This is a genomic window from Lysobacter sp. Soil_C_15 (assembly GCF_057657315.1).
On sequence record NZ_JBDGIR010000001.1, the window covers coordinates 824,935 to 843,251 of the forward strand.

An 18,317-nucleotide genomic window follows, 5' to 3' on the forward strand; every position below is an offset into this window, starting at 1 on the left:
GATGGCTGAGGGGAGAACGCGCGGCGCGAGGCCCGACGTTCGGCAGCTATGCTCGCTACGCCCGGGCCGCGGTTGAATCCCGGATCGGGCGAGCGCCCGCTCCCTCGTTCGGGGGAGGCGCCGCTCACGGCCGCCGTTCCGGCAGGCGCAGCACGCGCCGGCCGAACAGATGCGCATCCATCGAGTACGCGCCCGGGCCGAGCAAGCTCAGCGCCAATGCGGCCAGCGCCAGCGCCAGCGCACCCGCCGATACGGTCCACGCGCCCAGGCACCAGCCGACGCAGATCGAGGCGACGCTGAGCAGGCTCAGCCATGGCGTCAACACGCCGCCGATCAGGCCCAGGCCGATCGCCGCGGCGAGCCAGTGCAAGGCCGATGCCGCGTCGGGCCAGTAGGCGGCCGGATCGTGCTCGTGCAGGCTCAATGCGGCCGCCAGGCGCAATCCGATCAAGCCCAGGCCCGGCAGGCCATGCGGGAAAAGTGAGTAGAGACGCTGCACGCATCGAGGCTAAGCCGGCTGCGAGTACTCGGCCAACCGCGGCCGGGGCAGGCGCGACTACCTCTTCCGGGGGATGGAGCAGCCCCGGAATGCCGTAAATTTGTCGCCCGAAGATTCAGCCGGGTTTACAGACGAGGGCACTGCGTGGAGTCGAGGGCCGTGCCAGCGCGAATTTTGACCGCGGTCGCGCTTGTCGCGTGGCTGGCCTGGATGCCGCGCGGCGCCGCCGCCAAGCCGCGCTTCGACGCGCCGCAGTATCACCACAGCGCCTGGAGCCTGCGCGACGGCGCGCCGGCGGACATCTGGGCGATCGCGCAAGGACGCGACGGCTATCTCTGGCTGGGCACCGGCACCGGCCTGTACCGCTTCGACGGCGTCCAGTTCGAACCCTATCGTCCATCCGGTCCCGAGTTCGCGTCCAACAACATCACCGCCTTGACCGTCGCCGGCGACGGCAGCGTGTGGATGGGGTTCCTGATCGGCGGCGTCAGCGTCGTGCGCGACGGCCGCGTCCGCCACTACGGTCCGGCCGATGGCGCGCCGACCCAGCTGATCATGGACCTGGCCGAGGACCGCGACGGCGTGGTGTGGGCCGCCGCCGGCAGCGGCCTGGCGCGATACGAGCGCGGGCGATGGAGCAAAGTCGGCGCCGAATGGGGCTATCCGGGCCCACGCGCCGACGCCTTGTGGCTGGACGCCCGAGGCACCTTGTGGGTCACCTCCGGCACCCGCCTGGTCTATCTCCCGCGCGGCGCGCGGCGCTTCCTGGACAGCGGCGAACCGGCCGGCGTGTACGCGTCGCTGGCCCAGGACCGGCAAGGCCGGATCTGGGTATCCGATGGCGAGCACGGCACCCGCGCCGTCGCAGCCAGCCCCGCCCTCGCCGCGCGCCAATCCCGCACGCGCACCGACCGTCCCCGACTGGCGCGCATGCGGGTGGACGCCCACGGCGCGCTGTGGGGCACCGACCGCACCGGCGGCGGGGTGATCCGGACGTCGGGACTGCAGCGTTTCGGCGCCGGCTACAGCCTGCGCGCGAGCGACCTCGACGCCGCCATCGGCAAGCGCAACGGCCTGACGTCCGACCGTGCGGTGCCGGTATTCGAGGACCGCGAGGGCAACGTCTGGGTCGGCACCAACCTGGGTTTGCACCGTTTCCGCTTCAACCGCGTCAATGCGCTGGCCGACGAGCGTCTGAACCAGCAACATACCTATGCCATCGGCATCGACGGCGGATCCGGACGCCCGTTGGTCACCGCCGGCGAACAACTGTTCCGGATCGACGCCGACGATCTGGTCCCGCTGGCGCGTTCCGATCGCGGCGAACTGTTCGATGCGATCGCGCGCGCCGACGACGGCCGCGCCTGGATCGCGACGCGCGCGAACCTGTGGCGCCGCGACGACGGCGCGATGACCGCGGTGCCCGGCCCCGTGCCCGGCGCCGGCCCGCGCTTGCTCGCGCCCGCGCCGGGCGCGCAACTGTGGGCGATCTGGGATCCGGGCGGGCTGCAACGTTTCGACGGCGAACGCTGGCGCGCCGCGGGCGCCGGCCTGCTGCGCTGGCGCGATGCGACGGTGCTGGCCGGCAGCAGCGACGGCGCGGCCTGGATCGGTTACCCGCGCAGCGAATTGGCGCGCTGGGACGGCGTCGCCCAGCGCCGCTACGGCAGCGCCGACGGTCTGAGGATCGGCGCGCTGACCGCGATCTCCGAGCTGGCGCCGTTGCCTGGCTCGGCCGCGCGCCGGCCGGACATGCTCGCTGCCGGCGAGACCGGCCTGGCGCTGATCCGCGACGGCCGGGTGCGACCGCTGACGGCGGATCATCCGCAACGGCTGACCGGCATCACCGGCATCGTCGTCGCCGCCGACGCGGCGCTGTGGCTCAACGGCATGCGCGGCCTGGTCCGGATCGAACGCGACGAACTCGAACGCGCCGCGGCGACCCCGGGCCACGCGTTGCGCACCGAGTTGTTCGACGACGACGACGGTCTGCCCGGGCTGGCCCAGCAGGCGGTGGTGACGCCCTCCGCGCTGGCCGCGCCGGACGGGCGGCTGTGGTTCGCGACCAATCAGGGCGTGGCGACCGTGGATCCGGCGCAGGTGCGCGCCAATGCGGTGGCGCCGCCGGTATCGATCCGCGGGCTCGCCGCCAATGGCCGCCGCTATCCGCCCGGCCCCGCACTGAAACTGCCCGAACAAGCGCGCGACCTGCAGATCGACTACAGCTCGCTGAGCCTGAGCATGCCCAGGCGAGCGCAGTTCCGTTACCGCTTGGTCGGCCTGGACGGACGTTGGCGGGACGGCGGCAACCGGCGCCAGGCCTTCTTCACCAACCTGCCGCCGGGCGACTATCGCTTCGAGGTGATCGCGGCCAACGAAAGCGGGCTGTGGAGCCGTCGCGCCGCCGCGCAAGCCTTCTCGATCGCGCCGCGCTTCACCGAAACCTGGTGGTTCGCGATGCTGTGCGCGGCGGCCGCGGCGGCCGCGCTGTTCGGCGTGTACCTGCTCCGGTTGCGGCAGATTTCCGCGCGGCTTCGCGCGCGCCTGGGAGAGCGCCACCAGGAGCGCGAGCGCATCGCGCGCGAACTGCACGACACCCTGCTGCAGAGCACCCAGGGCCTGGTCCTGCGCCTGCAGGGCGTCGCCAACAAAGTCCCGCAGGGCGACCCGACCCGCGCAGCGATCGAGAGCGCGCTCGATCGCGCCGACGAAGTCATCGCCGAAGCCCGCGATCGCGTGCGCGACCTGCGCGCCGGCGGCGCCGGCCTGCCGCAGGGCCTGGCCGACGCCTTCGCCTACCTCGGCGCCGAGCTGGCCGAGCAGCACCCCGCCCAATTCAAGGTGGTGGTCGAAGGCCGGCTGCCGGAGCTGGACCCGTTGTTGCGCGACGAGTTGTTCCGGATCGGCCGCGAAGCGCTCGCCAACGCCTTCCGCCATGCCCACGCGCGCCACATCGAAGTCGAACTCGCCTGCGACCGCAAGCGCTTGCGCCTGCGGGTGCGCGACGACGGCCGCGGTATCGACGAGGAGATCCAGCGCGCCGGCGGCCGTCCGGGGCATTGGGGCCTGTCGGGCATGCGCGAGCGCGCCCTCGGCGTCGGCGCGCGGTTCCGGCTCTGGAGCCGCGGCGGCGGCGGCACCGAAATCGAGGTGACGCTGCCGATGGCGGCATGTGCGGGAAGCCGCAACGTCCGCTGGCGACGCTGGCTGCAGCGGATCCGCAAGACGATCCGAAGGAACGAGACCGATGCCCCCTAGACCGACCCGAATCCTGGTCGTCGACGACCACCCTCTGCTGCGCGAAGGCATCGCGAGCGTGCTGGAGAGCGAAGCGGACATGCGCATCGTCGCCGAGGCGGCCAACGGCCGCGAGGCCATCGACGCGTTTCGCGGCAGCCTGCCGGACGTGGTGCTGATGGACCTGCAGATGCCGGAACTCGGCGGCGTCGCCGCGATCGAAGCCATCCGCGCCGAGTTTCCGGCCGCGCGCATCATCGTGGTGACCACCTACCAGGGCGACGCGCAAGCGGTGCGCGCGCTCAAGGCCGGGGCGCAGAGCTACTTGCTCAAGAGTTCGCTGCGCAAGGAACTGGTCGATACGATTCGCGCCACCCTGGCCGGGCGCCGCCGCATCCCGCCGGAGGTCGCGGCCGAGATCGCCGCGCATTCGGCCGACGCCGAGCTGACCCTGCGCGAGCTCGACGTGCTCAAGGGCGTCGCCGGCGGCAACTCGAACAAACTCGTCGCCGCGCAATTGAACGTGACCGAGGAAACGGTCAAGGCGCACATGAAGAGCATCCTCGCCAAGCTCGGCGCCAACGACCGCACCCATGCCGTCACCATCGCCTTGCGGCGCGGCATTCTGCAGCTGTGAGAACCGCAAGAAAGGAAATGCCGCTATGAGCCAAGCATCGACTCCGGCGCCCGCCGAAGGCCCCTGGGCGCCGCTGCGCGAGCCCGAGTTCCGCGCGCTGTGGCTGGCGATCCTGGCCGGCAACATCGGCACTTGGATCCACGACGTGGCCGCGGCCTGGGTCATGGCCGAAACCACCCAGTCGCCGCTGATGGTGGCGGCCGTGCAGGCGGCGACGACGCTGCCGGTGGTGTTGCTGGCGGTGATCGCCGGGACCCTGGCCGACATCGTCGATCGGCGCCGCTACCTGATCCTCGCCCAACTGTGGATGTTCGCCGCGGCCACCGCCCTGGCCCTGCTCGCGCATTTCGACCGGCTCGGCCCCTGGGGCCTGGTCGCGCTGACCTTCCTGCTCGGTTGCGGAGCGGCGATGGCGATGCCCGCGCAGCAGGCGACCACACCGGAGTTGGTGCCGCGCCGCATGCTCGGACAGGCGGTCGCGCTGGGGTCGCTGAGCATGAACATCGCCCGCGCGATCGGGCCGGCGCTGGGCGGCCTGATCGTGGCGCAGGCCGGCGCCGGCTGGGCGTTCGCGATCAATGCCGTCAGCTTCCTCGGCGTGGCCGTGGTGTTGGCGCGCTGGAAGCGCAATGCCGCCGCCGCGGCCTTGCCTCCGGAGCATTTCGGCGCCGCCTTGCGGGCCGGCCTGCGTTACGCGCGCGAAGCCACGGTGCTGCAAGCGGTGCTGATCAAGGCCGCCGGGTTCTTCTTCTTCGCCAGCGCGCTGACCGCGCTGCTGCCGATCGTGGTCAAGCAGGAACTGGGCGCCAGCGCCGGCACTTACGGCCTGTTGCTGGGTTGCATCGGTGCCGGCGCCATCCTGGGAGCGATCGGCTTGCCGCGCATACGCCGGCGGCTGGACGGCGACCGCCTGGTGGCGCTGGCGACCTTCGTCTACGCCGGCTGCATGCTCGCGATGGCGCTGCTGCGCGACGTTCGCCTGCTGTATCCGGTCGCTGTCCTCAACGGCCTGGCCTGGATCAGCGTGCTGTCCTCGTTGCAGATCGCGGCCCAGGTCTCGGTGCCGGCGTGGGTGCGGGCCCGCGCGCTGTCGCTGTACATCGTAGTGTTCTCCGCCGGCATGGCCGTCGGCAGCCTGGGTTGGGGAGCGCTGGCCCAGCATTGGGGCAGCGATCGCGCGCTGACGATCGCCGCCGCCGGCGCAGCGGCCGCGGCGCTGGCGCTGCGGCGCTTCCGCCTGGGCCCGGCGGCGCAGCTCAACACCGCCCCCTCGGGCCATTGGCCGCAGCCGCTGCCGTTGGCCGAGATCGCCGGCGAGCGCGGCCCGGTCCTGGTCACCGTCGAGTATCAAGTGCGCCCGGATCGGCGCGGCGAATTCCTCGAGCTGATGGCCTTGCTCGGCCGAAGCCGCCGTCGCGACGGCGCGATCGCCTGGTCGGTGGCCGAGGACACCGAGGCGCCCGGCGTATATCTGGAATACTTCGTCGGCAGTTCGTGGCTGGAGCACCTGCGCTTGCACGAACGCGTGACCGAGGACGAGCGCAGTCTGCAGCAGCGCATCGCCGGTCTGCTGGAACCGGACTCCCGCCCACTGGTGCGCCACTTCGTGGGCGGCCCGCCCGGCGCGGCGGTGGCGCAGCCCAAGGACGCCGCCGACTGCGCGGTTTGAGATCGAGCCTCGCGCTGTCGCACCGCCGGCATCGCGCGCGGATCGCGCGACGCACCGGCCGCGAGGAGGACCGACAGCCCTCCGGCTGCACGCGTCTTGCCGTGCCGCCCCCGGCTTGATCTAGCCGGCGGAGCGGGCAACCGTCATCTCCGCTATCCGGCGGCGGCATGGCCGCCGCCATTGCGCCGGGCTGTCGAGCGTCGGTGCCGGCCGGCCGATGCAGCGGCGATGCGCTGTCGTGTCAGTCCGAGTAAGGTTCCGGATTGGCCAGCGCATCGCCGCGGTGGCCGGGCTGAGTGGGGTCGTTGCGGTAGTTGTCGGTCCATTGGCTCCAGCCATAACCGAGTCGCGCGCCCTCGTCGTAAACGTAGCCGTAACCGTAGCCGGTCCCGCTGAAGCGATTGTCGACCACGCTCAGTGCGCGGCCGTAGCGGTTGCCCCAGCGGGACTCCAGGATCAGCTGGTAGCCTTCGCCCTCGAACAGGTTGCCTTCGACCTGGACTTGGTCGATGTCGGCAGCGGTCTGCAAGAACAGCGAACCGGTGTCGTTGCCCGAACGGATGTCGAGGCGGTTGTTGCGGATCAGCATGCGCCGCAGAGGATTGGCGGCGGTGGAGAAGTCGCGCACGGTCGCGGCCGAGTTGTGCGAAGCGCTGGGGCCGGTGCCGTACGAGCGCAGGCGGTGAACGTAGTTGCCGTCGGCGACGGCGTCGTATTGCGGGCCGGTGTTGTAGAAGCAGATGCCGCTGCCGGTGTCGTGGATATAGTTGCGCTCGAGGATGCCCACGCCGAGGAACGCGCACGAACGCGAAATGCGCCTTTGCGGGACCAGCGCGCCCGATATCTCCGAGTCGCGGATCTCGACCCGGCCCCTGGCCGGTGGGCAGGCGTCGTCTATGCAGCGCGTGTAGTCGGTCGTGGTCAGCACCGCGGTGCCTTCGCTGAGCGAGGCCGGGCGGAAGCACGAGCGCTCGATGACGATGTCGCCGGCGGACAGGTCCAGCGGCGTCTCGAAGCGCACTTCGCTGATCCGGGCGCCGGCCGGCAGCCTGGCGTTGCCGGTGTAACGCGGCAAGGAATCGCAGGTATGCCGCCCGAGCGCGGCCAGGCCGGTGTTGGCGGGGCTCAGCTGCCAGCCGCGCAGCGCTTGCTGCGCGTCGGCAGTGCCGGCGAACGCGACCAGCGCGGCGCATGCGAACGTGCGGACGATCGGGGTAGGCGATGCGTCGGGCGCTGGTTTTCCGATATTCGTCATGGCTTGCTCTCGAGAAGAGGGGGCCGGGCCAGGTTCGCGAGGGCCCGGAAGCTCGATACATCTGCGACATGCAGGCCAGCGCGGCCGATCGGGCCGCGCCGGCCAACTCACCGGCGGTTCGGGTCCTTGCCGGCGCCATGATCCGGCCCGGTCCTCATGCGCCGGTGGCCGTGCGTCACGCTTGTACAGTCCGAGTGCGCGCGATGGATCGATCGAGGACAGCCCAGGTCCTCGAAGCGCGAGCGCCAACGCCGGGCATGCGCTGTACTGGGGTGCCGCTCGCCATCGCCGGCATGCGGGGCCGGGCTCAGTTTCGGCCCGCGCCCGCGGGCGGAACCCCCTTGCCGATCCAAGCCTGCGCGTCGACGACGCGCTGCGGAGCCAGCTCACGGGCGGCCCGGTCGAGCAACGCGCGGTTGCGGTAGCTGCCGATGACCATGACCCGCTTGCCCGGATTGTCGCGGACCGCCCGTCGCACCTGGCTGGACATGTAGCCGTCCCATCGGGCCTGCGAAGCCGCGAAGCGCGGGCCCGCCAACGCGAACCTGGCCGACTGCAGGCCGTCGGCGATCGCCGCGGTCCGGTCGTCCTGGACCTGCCCCGGCTGCCGCCAGTACGCCACGAGCGCGTCCTCGGTCGCCGCGTCCAGCCGGGACAGGGCGGCGGCCCCGGCCGGGTCGCGCTGCTTGAGCGCTTCGAGCGCCGCCCCTGCCTGGCGGGTGATGTCCTCAAAGAGAACGCCGCCGGGTTCCATGGCGACGGCATCCACCCGCATCCGGGCCAGAAGCGGCCAGACGACCGCCGGGTATTCCGGCCGCCCCGGAGTCGGCTTTCTCTCTGCCAGTTCGTCGGGCCGAACCTCCAGGACCAGAACCTGCGGGCGGAAGTCCTCGATCGCGGAGCGCAGACGATCGTGGTCGAACGCCGGCTCGCGATCATGCAGGCCATGCAGGGCGCCGATGACCACGACCCGGTCGTCGGCCTCGAAGGCCTGGATCGAGCCGATCGCCAGCAGCAGCATGGGCAGAGCGAACAGCAAAGCGGAGTACATGTTGCGCACGGCGAAGCACCTCGTTCCTGGACCTGGAGGCAAGCTAAGCCGGGGCCGGGCGCACGGGCCAGGACAATTCTGCGAGCGGGACCGCCCGGTCGGCGAGCGGGTTCAGCGGGCCAGGAAGGTCGCGAGGTTGTCGCGGTAGCGCCGGCTCAGACGCAACGTGCGGCCGTCCCGCAGGACCACGCTGGCGTCGCCCCGGCCCAGGCTGCGCACCTCGCAGATCCGGTCCAGGCGCACGATCGCGCCGCGATGGATCCGGGCGAAGTCGGCCGGGAGTTCGCCGGTCAGGGCGGCAAGCGACCGGTCCATGAGCAGGCTGCGGCCGCCGGCGTGGACCTCGGCGTAGTCGCCGGCGGCGGCGATCCAGTCGATCTCCTGGAAGCGGACCAGGCGCGAGCCGGCGCCCACGCGAATCCAGAGGCCCTCGCTTTCGGGCTTTTCCAGCGCCGGCTCGGCGGCGCCGGGGCGCCGGCGCAGGTGCCGGCGGACCAGCACGACGATCATCAGGGCGGCATAGGCGAACGCGGCCTTGTCCACGTTGGCCATCACCACCGGCCAGACCATCGCCGACGGGCCGGGCAGCCCCACCCCGTAGACGGGCCAGAAAACAACCACGAACAGGGCCACGTGCAGTCCGGTCGCGACCGGATACCCGAGCACGGCGACGGCCGACTGCAGCCCTCTGCTCCAACCGGTCGCGAGCAACCGCTCGGCCCCTGCCAGTATGGCCGGCGCCAACGCGGCCCAGACCGAAAATATCGCAGCGGTATAACCGAGCGTCGCCCACCAATCCTGGGGGCGGCCCCGATAGGCGGCGAACGCCTGCCCCTGGGCCGCGCTGACCAGGGTCACAAACGCCCACGCCGCCACGCCCACCAGGATCGGTCGCGCGCCGGGCGCGGGCAGACGGGCCTCGATCAGGGTTCGAAGCGTGCCCCACTGCTTTCGCATCAAGGTTCGATCCGCTCGGGGAACTCGGAGCGGGGAGTCTGCAAGGTTTTGCGTTGCTTGTAACCTGCTCCCGACTGCGCTGGGGAACTAACAGCGGTTCGCGCGCTGGCGGGCTGCCTAGGCGTGCTGCGGCGGCAGCCGTCGGCCGCAGCGCCCGGATGGGGCATTGATGCCGAACGGCACGAGCCGGACGAAACCCGAGTTTGCATGGTCGGACGCGGCGACGACGGCTGGGCCAATCCGGGCGTCGGGTTGCGGTTTCGAGACGACGCCCACGCGCACCGTGCAAGGGAACAGCAGGGCGGGAGCACCGTTCTCAGCGATTCGCCGGAAGCCGTCGCGCGGTATATCCCGCTCGTCCCGGATGGGCGATCGTGCCTGAAATCCCCCGGGGAATTCGGACAAACCCGCCTGGGAAAAAAGCGCGCTGCTATTGGCTATCGCACGGAGATGGACTGGCCGCGCTGCGGCTCGCCGCGGGCGACGCGGCGGCCGTCGGCGGCGTAGTCGTTGAAGAATGCCGGCAGGCCGGCGCCCTGGCCGAAGTGTGGCGAATCCTGCAGGTGGAAATGCAGGTGGGGTTCGCTGGTGTTGCCGCTGTTGCCGCAGCGGCCGAGCACGTCGCCGGCGGCGACCCGGTCGTCCGCTTCGACCTGCACGCTGCCCTGGCGAAAATGCGCGAGCAGCGCGTACTCGCCGTTGCCGAGATCGAGCATGACGTGGTTGCCTGCCGGCGCGTCGGTGTTGGTGGTGCCGATCGCCTGGTCGGGCAGGCCGTCCACCGCGGCGACCACGCGTCCGGCCGCCGGAGCGAGTATCGGCTGGTTCCAGCAGTGGTAGTCCGCGAGCTGGGCGCCGTCGCCGCGATGGCTGCTGCCGTCGACGCGCTTGAGGAAGTCGTAGGCGAAACGCTGGTCCGGGCTCGCGGCATGATAGTTCTGCTCGAGCGACCGTCCGCCCCAGGCGACGAATCACCCGCCCTCGAACGGCAGCCGCAGCGCCGCCTTGGTCTCGTAGTCGAGATGAGGCGAAGCGGCGGCCTTGTTCGTCGGCTGCGCGGGGCGGACGTAGAAGCCTTCGACCCGCCCGTCGGCGCCGATCGCCCATTGCATCGCCACGGACACAGGCGCCTTGCTCCAGCGCGCGGTGCGCAGATACACGCGGATTCCGCCTTCCTCGCGGGTCGTCTCCGAGATAGGCGCCTGCTCCTCGCCGAACTGCGTGCCGAGTTGGGTGCGGAATGCGGCCAGCGTTTCGGCGTCCGGCACCGCCTGGCGCATCTTCGGTGAAAACCGTGACCAGACCTCCTCGGCCTTGCCGTCCAGGAACAGCCGCGACAACTCGCGGCCGGCACGGAGGGAGGCTTCGTCCTGTCCGGCGCTTTTGGCCGGCTGAGGACCGGTCGCCTCGGATTTCGTCTGCGGCATGGTGGACGCGGCGGTCGCAGCCAGCAGGCAGGCCGTCGCGACGAGGTGTCGAAGAACCTTCATGATCGATCTCCTGTGCTGGAGGGCATGCCTCGATCCGCGCTGCGAGTTGTTGCTAACGCACCGACGCATCGCGTCCTGGTGCAGCGATGGCGGACAAGCCGCCATCGCTCCCGGCGGCGGACGGTTTCGACGGGTCCAAACTACACCCGCTGCACGCCAGAGAACGCCGCGTGGATCGCCGGCCAAGCAGGTTCATGCACGATGCGATCGGCCGTCTCGATTGAAAGCTTAGTAGTGCGTCGTTCATCGGGTGGACGACATAGGCGAACGGGTCCACACGCTCCGGTTCGGCACGTTCCCTATTCGGGCTTAAGTCCGGCGAAGTGTAGCAATGCAGCCACTCGCTAATCCGTGTCTGGGATCAATCTTGCCTCGGCGAGTCGTCGGCGATACGCCCACGAAGCAAGCCAGGGGCGATCAGCGGGCGATTGTTATGAACCGCTTCTCGCTCCGGTCACAGTCGGAAAACGGCGCCGGAGTTATGCCTAGGCGCCCCGCTCAGAGTGAGGCCGGTTATGAGCGCGTCATCGCAAAAATCGACGATCGAGCGATTGGAGAAAGCGTTCTGGAAATCCATCGTGGACGGGCAGCCGAAAACGGCCACCGAGCTGCTCACCGAGCCGGCCCTGATGGTCAGCGCGCACGGGGTCAACAAGTTCGACCATGCCGCCTATACCAAGATGGCCCGCAGCGACCGGATGAAGCTGCTCGACTACCGCATCTCGGAGATGGACGTCCTGTTTCCGACCGACGATGTGGCGATCGCCACCTATCGCGTGGCCCAGACGGTGGAGGCGGACGGCAGGAAAACACAGATGGACGTCTACGACAGCTCCACCTGGCTCAAGGTCGACGACCGCTGGCAATGCGTGATGCATACCGAAAGCCCGATCTCCTCCAGCCACTAGCGAGCTCGCGCGCGCGAGCGCCAGCGGGCTCTTGCGCGAGACTCCATCCGCGGCTGCCGCGGATAGCGGCGCGTCCCCGCCTGCATCAGGCATCCAGCGAAGCTTGGGTCAGCGAGGCGGAGACGGAGGCTCTGAGAGTCGCCCCATTGAAGGGCAGATAGCGCGGCGAAGCGCAGGTGCGCGGGCGACCGACCGGAGGCACAGCGCTGCTCTGGCCGGTTGCGGGCGCACCGGGACGCCCCTCGCGGCACTAACCCGCCGCGCCGCGAGAGTCCGCAGCTGCAGAAGCAGCGACGCCGCCATCAGCCGGATAGCCGCCGGACGATCGACAGCGCCAGAGCATCAACGCACCCGGACCCGGTTATCCACGGCCCGAACCCCGGCCACCAGCCAGGCGGCGTCTTCGACGGCGTTGAGGGCTCGCCAGTCGGATACCTTCCCTTTCAGCACGACTTCGCCCTTCTCGTCCACCTCCACCCGGATATGTTCGGACTCCAGATCGGCACGCCGGCGCATCGCCTGTTTTATCGACTGTTTCACGTCGCGGCGGCAGTTGGCTTTGCGGATCTGTATCCGGTTGTCGATCGACGAAACCCCGGCCAGACGGCGCAGATCGGTTTCGACGCGGCTGCGCTGGTACTGCCAGTCCACTGTCCCGGTCAGCAGCAATTTTCCGTGTTCGACCACGACGGTGACGGCGCCCGGCGGCAAGGTCGTGTCCCAGGCGAGCACCTCCGCGGCGCGCCTGGCGATGACCTCGTCGTCGGGGCAGGATTCGGTTTTGCAGCGGACCTCCACATCGACGACCACGCCGCGCACGCCCTTGACCCGGGCGGCGGCGTTGGCCACGGCGTACTTGTCCGCCAGCGTGTGGACATGACCGGTAAGACGGACGATGCGGTCCTCGACGCCGACGCCGATGCCGCTGGCGTCGACGCGCGGATCGAACCCCAGTTCCTCCAGCACGTATTTCCTCAATCTCTCGCTGTTCATGGCCTTGACCCGTGGATGGGGCCTACAGTCGGCGCCGGCCGCCCCGGCCGGCCACTGACTCCGGTCAAGCCGGCTCGCGTTCAGCTTTTGGCGAGACGAGGATCTGTTGATCCAAATCAGGATTCCTCCGCGCCGTGGGCGTGCAATGACCGTATCCGGACCGCACGAGGAGCGGCGCCATGTACAAGAGTCTGTTGCTGCCCCTGGTCGACCGCGACGGCGACGCCGACGCGCTGGACCTGGCCGTCCGTCTGGCGGCGCTCCACGGCGCACATCTGTCGGTGTTGGTCATGATCGACCTGCCGCCGCCGGTGGTCGATCCTTGGGGGCTGATGCCGGACCCGGTGACCGCGCAATCGCATGCCGATCTGCGCGACCGCGGCAGCGCCCGGCTGGCGGCGCTGCGCGAGCGCCTGGCTGCCGAAACGATCGATTGGGAGGCCCGCACCGTCGAAGCGATGAGCATGGGCGCGCCGCGTGCAGCGACCCGAGAAAGCTACGATTGCGATCTGGTGGTACTCGGTGGCGCGATCGGCGATACGGTGGAGTCGGCGGTGCCCCGCGAATACTTCTCCAGTCTGCTGCTGGAGGCCGGCTGCCCGGTGCTGGTGGTGCCGCCGCGCTGCGCGGCGGAAGCGCCGACCCGCTGCATCACGATCGCCTGGCAGCCGACCCGCGAAGCGGCGCACGCGGTGCGCGCGGCGCTGCCGCTGCTGCGTGGCGCAAAAAACGTGGACCTGCTGGCGATCGACGACGGCAAGACGCCAGATGCCGAGCCTTCCGGGCGGCGCATGATCGCCTATCTGCGCCGGCACGGGGTCGAAGCGTCCTGGGTCGCGCGTCCGGCAGGCGAGGAGACCGTCGCCCAGCGCGTGCTCCAGTACGCCCGCCACAGTCGCTCGCAGTTGCTGGTCGCCGGCGGCTACGGCCATTCGCGCCTGCGCGAGTGGGCGCTGGGCGGGGTCACTCGCGAGCTGCTGATCGGCGCCGATCAACCCGTGCTCTACGCGCATTGAGCAAGCCGGCCTTCTGAACGCCATGTCGAGCGCCGCTCCGCCGTCGCTGGTCGGCCTGGGCGTCGCCCTGGGCGTCGGCCTGCTGGTCGGACTGGAGCGCGAGCGCGCCCACCGCGGCCGCGCCGCGCGCCAGCCGGCGGGAATACGCAGCTTCGCCCTCAGCGCGCTGATCGGCGCCACCTCGATGCAATTGGGCGAGGTCGGCCTGTTGGTGGCCGGAGCGACGCTGGGAGCGCTGGTCGTCGCCGGCTATCTGAGCACGCGCGAACACGATCCGGGCCTGACCACCGAAGCCGCCTGGCTGCTGACCTTCCTGATCGGCGCGCTGGCGATGCGCGCCGCCGCGGTGTCCGCGGCGCTCGGCGTGATCCTCGCGGTGCTGCTGGCCGCGCGCGAGCGCCTGCACCGCTTCAGCCGGCAATGGATAGGGCACGAGGAACTGCGCGGCCTGCTGCTGTTGGCCGCTTGCGCCTTCGTCGTCCTGCCGCTGTTGCCCGACCGTGCGCTGGATCCGTGGGACGCGTTCAACCCGCATCAGTTGTGGACTCTGGCGGTCGGCGTGATGACGATCAGCGCCGGCGGCTATCTGGCCACGCGCGTGTTCGGCGCGCGCGCCGGGTTGCCGGTCGCCGGCCTGGCCGGCGGCTTCGTGTCCAGCACCGCCACCATCGCGGCCATGGCCGAGCGCGCCCGCGCCACCCCGGCGCAGGCACCGTTGGCGGCCAGCGCCGCGTTGATGTCGAACATAGCGACCGTGCTGCAGTTGGCGCTGGTGCTGGGGCTGATCTCGCCGGTGTTGCTCGCCTGGGCGGCGCCGGCCCTGGTCGGCGCCGGCCTGGCCGCGCTGGCGGCGGCCTGGCTGGCGGCGCGCGCCGTCGCCGCGCTGAAGGAGCAGGCCGCGCCGGCGGTGGCAGGACGGCCTTACGACCTGTGGGCGGCGCTACGGATTTCGGCGCTGCTGGCTACGGTGCTGGTCGCCACCGCGCTGTTGCGGGCCTGGCTGGGGCCGACGAGTCTGCCGTGGGTGCTCAGCCTCGCCGGACTGGCCGACGTGCACGCCGCCGCGGCCGCCGCGGCCCAATGGGTCGCCCAGGGCGGCGAGGCGCGCCTGGCGCATTACGGCTTGTTCGGCGCGTTCGCGGTCAACGGCGCCATGAAGTGCCTGCTCGCGCTGGCGCGTGGAGGCGCGGCCTACGCAGGGCGGGTGACGGCCGGGGTGGCGGCGATGCTGGCGGCGTTCGCTCTCGGCGCCGCGCTGTCGGCCTGGTAATTCATCGGCGCTTTCGTGTCCGCTCGGCAAGCTCTTCGTAGCGGCGGCGGAACGCATCGAGGGATTCCTCGTCCAACTCTTCTATATCCATCAGCGCGTTATTGGCTTGCCTGGTGGCGCGAATGAGTTCGTCCAGCTTGATATGGATCGCCTCGGTGTCCCGGCTCTGAGTGTTCTGAATCAAAAACACCATCAAGAATGTGACGATGGTTGTGGCCGTGTTGATTACCAACTGCCAGGTATCCGAGAACCCGAACAGCGGTCCGACCGCCCACCAGACGCAAATGGCCCCGCCGGCGATTCCGAAAGCTGCGGGACGTCCTGCGAATCGGGCGGAGTGCTTGGCGAGACGATCAAAAGCGCGCGTCGTGGACATAAGGCGTCTTCGCCGAATCGAGCTCGGCGCTCACAATACGAGCTCATGAATGGTCAAACTTGCATCGCCAGGATCAATACGAGCGCGAAATCCCAAGTGCGACGCCAGTTCGTGCATGTCGGCGTTGCCGGCGAGATCCACAGAATACATCCGGTGCAGACCGCGGGCTCTGGCTCGCTCGGCCAGGTCTTGGATCAGCGCCGTGCCCAGCCCCTGATTCTGCCATTCATCGGCGACCACTACCGCGCATTCGCCGTCGACCGCGTCCGGCGACTCCATGCTGAATCGCGCTGCGCCAACGATCCGCTCGGTGCCGTAGTCCGATACGACCGCCACCAGGGCGGTCTCGCGCCGGGCGTCGATGTTCACCAACGAGTCGAGCAATCGATCGTCCGGCGATTTCAGCTGGGCCAGGAAGCGATGGCGGCGCGACTGCTCCGACAGTCCTTCGATGAACGCGCGCTCTGCGGCCCGGTCGGTCGGCGCGATGTCGCGGATGTGGACGACGCGGCCGTCGCGCAGCGTTTGCCGATGCGGCAGGCCGGAGGCAGAGGAGGCGGCGGAGATCGGGTCCATGGTTTGGGCTCCGGGATCGACAAGGCCAGCCTAGCCTCCGCGGCAAGCGTCCGATTGATCCGCGTCAAGTCCGGCGCTGGTCGGCGGTGCCCGGGCCAGCGATAGCGAGACGCGGGGCCCGTCCTGGCGGGCCGCGTTCGATTCCGACCCAGGGGGCGGTTATTCGCTGCTGGCGGGCCGCTGCTCGACCACGCGCTCCAGCACCAGGCTGCCACCGGCCGGGGACGCAGCCGGCAGCTCGCGGACCTGCAGCACGTACTCGGACCCCGGGCGGTAGTCGAACCCGTGCACTTTGGCGCAGCGGCGTATCAACCGGTTGCCGGCGCGCTCGCGCACTTGATAGCGCACGTGCTCGACGCCGACGCAGTCCCGGCTTTGAACCACCTCGACCCGTTTCCCGACCCCGCCCGCGATGCGCGATGCGTCGTGCGCGGGTGCGCCGTCGAGCAGGATCTGCGAGAAGCAACCGCTCGCGGACAACGCAATCGCGGCGACAGCAAGTGTTCGAATGCCCATGGCCAGCCTCCCGGATTCGTCGCAAAGCTCGGGGGCGCGATCGCTAACGACGGGCTCGCCCCACGCGGTCCGCCGCCCTGCGCGGGGTCCCTATTTGCCGCCGCCGCTGCGGAAAATCGCCGAAAGCAGCCATATGCCGAGCAACGAAGCGCCGACGAAGCCCAGCAGGCCGAACACAGGCAGGCCCAGAAAGGTCGGCCCTCCCTTGACGGTCATGGCGATCGACGAGCCGACGATCAGCGCCGATATCACCATGCTTCCGGCCAAGCGATTGGCCGAATGGGCCATTTGCCGGCTGAATTCGCCGACCTGGTCGAGGTCGACATGCAGGCGCGCACGCCCCGATTTCACGGACCGCATCAGCCTGCCCAGATCGCGCGGCAATGCGGAGATCAGGTTCGCGGCATCGGCGAAGGCGCGTGCGCTGCGCCTGGCGACCGCAGCCGGGCCGAATTGCACGGCGATCGCGCGGCGCAGAAAAGGCTGGGCCTGGCTGGCCATATCGAACCCCGGATCCAGCAGCCGCCCCATCCCCTCCAGGGTCAGGCACACCTTGACCAGCATGGCCAGGTCGGCCGGCAAGGCGAGACCGTACCGGCGCAGTATCTGCATCGTATCCAGCAACATGGCGGACAGATCGAGCCGGCCCAACGGCACCCCGTGATAGCGATCGACGAATCCTTCCACATCCGCGCATAACGACTCCTCGTCGATGTCGGACCGTTGAGTCCAATCCAGCAGCACCTCGGCGACCCGTTGCGCGTCGCGCTCGACCAGACCGAACAGCAGGCCGACCACCTGCTCTCGCCGCTCTTTCGACAGTCGTCCCACCATGCCGAAATCGATCAGCGCGATACGCCCGCCCGGGAGAACCAGGACGTTTCCGGGGTGCGGATCGGCGTGGAAGAAGCCGTGTTCCAGGACCATCTTCAGCACCACCTGCGCGCCGGTGCGGGCGATCCGGGTCCGATCCGCGCCGACGGCCCGCAACGCCGCAAGATCGGCGACCGGCACGCCGTCGGCGAAGTCCTGCACGTTCATGCGTTCGTCGGTGTAGTCCCAATACACCGTGGGCACCAGGATTCGATCGTCGCCGGCGAAGGCGGCGGCGACGCGGTCGGCATGCCGGCATTCGCAGGCCAGATTGAGTTCGTCGGTCAAGGCCTCGGCGAACTGGCGCACCACTTCGACCGGATGGAACCGGCGCGCTTCGACGAAGCGCGCCTCGATCTTCCGAGCCGCATAACGCAACAGCCGCAGGTCGGCGGCGACGATCGGCGTAATGCCGGGGCGGCGGACTTTCGCCACCACTTCCTGCCCCTGCGGCAGCCTGGCCCGATGCACTTGCGCGATGGATCCCGCGGCCAACGGCGCCGGGTCGATCCAGGCGAAGACGGCCTCCGGTTCGGTCCCCAGCGCCTGAATCATCTCGGCCCGAACGGCGTCGAACGGCACCGGCGGCACGGTGCTGTGCAGGCGACTGAACTCGGCGATCCAGTCCGGCGGGAACAAATCCACCCGGGTCGCCAACACCTGGCCCAGCTTGACGAAGCTCGGCCCCATTTCCTCCATCGCGCGCCGGACCCGGGTCGGCGCCGGCAAGGCCACCAGTTCTTCCAACTGCGCCAGCGGCAGCACCCTGCCTGCGCGAGCCAGTACGCGCACGAGGCCGAGGCGGCGGGCCATGTCGCCGAATCCGTAACGGCCCAGGATCGCCACCAGGGTCTGCAGCCGGCCCAGGTCGTGCGCTGCTACCAATGTGTCCCACATCGCCGGCGACTCCCTGCGCGGCGGCGCTCCACGCGCGTCACCGCGCCTTCCGGCCGCCATCGCGGCCAGTTGAGCGCCGCGGCCCGAACCCGGTTTT

General features: G+C 70.1%; 17 protein-coding genes. 6 read left to right on the forward strand and 11 right to left on the reverse strand.

What is annotated here, in order from left to right; translation table 11 throughout:
- Positions 1-124: 124 nt before the first annotated feature.
- A complete protein-coding gene (locus tag AC3A57_RS03535) occupies positions 125-451 on the reverse strand; it encodes a hypothetical protein (protein WP_487577594.1) in 327 nt (108 codons plus the stop codon).
- Between the two features lie 207 nt (positions 452-658).
- Between AC3A57_RS03535 and AC3A57_RS03540 the strand changes: the two genes are divergently transcribed.
- The 3 genes from AC3A57_RS03540 to AC3A57_RS03550 are packed head-to-tail and all read left to right on the forward strand — an operon-like array spanning position 659 to position 6,042.
- Complete coding sequence (locus AC3A57_RS03540) at positions 659-3,757, forward strand: sensor histidine kinase (RefSeq protein ID WP_487577595.1); 3,099 nt, start codon at positions 659-661, stop codon at positions 3,755-3,757.
- Positions 3,747-4,373 carry a response regulator gene (locus tag AC3A57_RS03545; RefSeq protein ID WP_487577596.1) on the forward strand — a complete coding sequence of 209 codons (627 nt, stop codon included), beginning with the start codon at positions 3,747-3,749 and terminating at the stop codon, positions 4,371-4,373. The genes AC3A57_RS03540 and AC3A57_RS03545 overlap by 11 nt, the downstream gene beginning before the upstream one ends.
- A 25-nt stretch (positions 4,374-4,398) precedes the next feature.
- On the forward strand, positions 4,399-6,042 hold the full coding sequence (locus AC3A57_RS03550; protein ID WP_487577597.1) for an MFS transporter: 1,644 nt from the start codon (positions 4,399-4,401) through the stop codon (positions 6,040-6,042).
- Positions 6,043-6,283: 241 nt separating this feature from the next.
- Here AC3A57_RS03550 and AC3A57_RS03555 read toward each other — a convergent pair whose 3' ends face one another.
- The 5 genes from AC3A57_RS03555 to AC3A57_RS03575 all read right to left on the reverse strand — a co-directional run bounded on the left by AC3A57_RS03555 (position 6,284) and on the right by AC3A57_RS03575 (position 10,795).
- Positions 6,284-7,297, reverse strand: coding sequence for a hypothetical protein (locus AC3A57_RS03555; protein WP_487577598.1), 1,014 nt, complete (start codon positions 7,295-7,297; stop codon positions 6,284-6,286).
- 307 nt (positions 7,298-7,604) lie between these two features.
- Positions 7,605-8,357 (reverse strand): TraB/GumN family protein, encoded by a 753-nt coding sequence (locus tag AC3A57_RS03560; RefSeq protein ID WP_487577599.1) that lies wholly within the window; start codon positions 8,355-8,357, stop codon positions 7,605-7,607.
- Between the two features lie 102 nt (positions 8,358-8,459).
- Positions 8,460-9,305, reverse strand: a complete 846-nt coding sequence (locus tag AC3A57_RS03565) for a LytR/AlgR family response regulator transcription factor (protein ID WP_487577600.1) — start codon at positions 9,303-9,305, stop codon at positions 8,460-8,462.
- 437 nt (positions 9,306-9,742) lie between these two features.
- Positions 9,743-10,123, reverse strand: coding sequence for a peptidoglycan DD-metalloendopeptidase family protein (locus AC3A57_RS03570; protein WP_487577716.1), 381 nt, complete (start codon positions 10,121-10,123; stop codon positions 9,743-9,745).
- A gap of 153 nt (positions 10,124-10,276) precedes the next feature.
- Positions 10,277-10,795: a hypothetical protein gene (locus AC3A57_RS03575; protein ID WP_487577601.1), complete on the reverse strand. Its 519-nt coding sequence runs from the start codon at positions 10,793-10,795 to the stop codon at positions 10,277-10,279.
- A 515-nt stretch (positions 10,796-11,310) separates the two neighbouring features.
- Here AC3A57_RS03575 and AC3A57_RS03580 point away from each other — a divergent pair.
- Entirely contained in the window at positions 11,311-11,703 is a 393-nt protein-coding gene (locus AC3A57_RS03580; protein ID WP_487577602.1) for a nuclear transport factor 2 family protein, read from the forward strand.
- Positions 11,704-12,045: 342 nt separating this feature from the next.
- Here AC3A57_RS03580 and AC3A57_RS03585 read toward each other — a convergent pair whose 3' ends face one another.
- Entirely contained in the window at positions 12,046-12,696 is a 651-nt protein-coding gene (locus AC3A57_RS03585; RefSeq protein WP_487577603.1) for a BON domain-containing protein, read from the reverse strand.
- 179 nt (positions 12,697-12,875) lie between these two features.
- Here AC3A57_RS03585 and AC3A57_RS03590 point away from each other — a divergent pair, with 179 nt between their 5' ends.
- The gene (locus AC3A57_RS03590) at positions 12,876-13,712 is read left to right on the forward strand and encodes a universal stress protein (protein WP_487577604.1); all 837 of its coding nucleotides are present in this window, start codon (positions 12,876-12,878) and stop codon (positions 13,710-13,712) included.
- A gap of 22 nt (positions 13,713-13,734) precedes the next feature.
- Positions 13,735-14,982: an MgtC/SapB family protein gene (locus tag AC3A57_RS03595; RefSeq protein ID WP_487577605.1), complete on the forward strand. Its 1,248-nt coding sequence runs from the start codon at positions 13,735-13,737 to the stop codon at positions 14,980-14,982.
- A gap of 1 nt (position 14,983) precedes the next feature.
- Here AC3A57_RS03595 and AC3A57_RS03600 read toward each other — a convergent pair whose 3' ends face one another.
- From AC3A57_RS03600 to AC3A57_RS03615, 4 genes are all read right to left on the reverse strand, one after another.
- Positions 14,984-15,358, reverse strand: coding sequence for a low affinity iron permease family protein (locus AC3A57_RS03600; protein WP_487577606.1), 375 nt, complete (start codon positions 15,356-15,358; stop codon positions 14,984-14,986).
- Between the two features lie 30 nt (positions 15,359-15,388).
- On the reverse strand, positions 15,389-15,934 hold the full coding sequence (locus AC3A57_RS03605) for an N-acetyltransferase family protein (protein ID WP_487577607.1): 546 nt from the start codon (positions 15,932-15,934) through the stop codon (positions 15,389-15,391).
- 159 nt (positions 15,935-16,093) lie between these two features.
- A complete protein-coding gene (locus AC3A57_RS03610; RefSeq protein WP_487577608.1) occupies positions 16,094-16,450 on the reverse strand; it encodes a DUF4377 domain-containing protein in 357 nt (118 codons plus the stop codon).
- Between the two features lie 90 nt (positions 16,451-16,540).
- Entirely contained in the window at positions 16,541-18,220 is a 1,680-nt protein-coding gene (locus AC3A57_RS03615) for an ABC1 kinase family protein (RefSeq protein WP_487577609.1), read from the reverse strand.
- Between the last annotated feature and the right edge of the window lie 97 nt (positions 18,221-18,317).

Excerpts from the sequence above, each read along its gene's own strand:
- AC3A57_RS03550 (WP_487577597.1), top strand. The coding sequence starts at position 4,399 with ATGAGCCAAGCATCGACTCCGGCGCCCGCCGAAGGCCCCTGGGCGCCG.
- AC3A57_RS03565 (WP_487577600.1), bottom strand. The coding sequence starts at position 9,305 with ATGCGAAAGCAGTGGGGCACGCTTCGAACCCTGATCGAGGCCCGTCTG.
- AC3A57_RS03610 (WP_487577608.1), bottom strand. The coding sequence starts at position 16,450 with ATGGGCATTCGAACACTTGCTGTCGCCGCGATTGCGTTGTCCGCGAGC.
- AC3A57_RS03595 (WP_487577605.1), top strand. The coding sequence starts at position 13,735 with ATGTCGAGCGCCGCTCCGCCGTCGCTGGTCGGCCTGGGCGTCGCCCTG.
- AC3A57_RS03600 (WP_487577606.1), bottom strand. The coding sequence starts at position 15,358 with ATGTCCACGACGCGCGCTTTTGATCGTCTCGCCAAGCACTCCGCCCGA.
- AC3A57_RS03590 (WP_487577604.1), top strand. The coding sequence starts at position 12,876 with ATGTACAAGAGTCTGTTGCTGCCCCTGGTCGACCGCGACGGCGACGCC.
- AC3A57_RS03580 (WP_487577602.1), top strand. The coding sequence starts at position 11,311 with ATGAGCGCGTCATCGCAAAAATCGACGATCGAGCGATTGGAGAAAGCG.
- AC3A57_RS03555 (WP_487577598.1), bottom strand. The coding sequence starts at position 7,297 with ATGACGAATATCGGAAAACCAGCGCCCGACGCATCGCCTACCCCGATC.
- AC3A57_RS03585 (WP_487577603.1), bottom strand. The coding sequence starts at position 12,696 with ATGAACAGCGAGAGATTGAGGAAATACGTGCTGGAGGAACTGGGGTTC.
- AC3A57_RS03575 (WP_487577601.1), bottom strand. The coding sequence starts at position 10,795 with ATGAAGGTTCTTCGACACCTCGTCGCGACGGCCTGCCTGCTGGCTGCG.
- AC3A57_RS03605 (WP_487577607.1), bottom strand. The coding sequence starts at position 15,934 with ATGGACCCGATCTCCGCCGCCTCCTCTGCCTCCGGCCTGCCGCATCGG.
- AC3A57_RS03545 (WP_487577596.1), top strand. The coding sequence starts at position 3,747 with ATGCCCCCTAGACCGACCCGAATCCTGGTCGTCGACGACCACCCTCTG.
- AC3A57_RS03615 (WP_487577609.1), bottom strand. The coding sequence starts at position 18,220 with ATGTGGGACACATTGGTAGCAGCGCACGACCTGGGCCGGCTGCAGACC.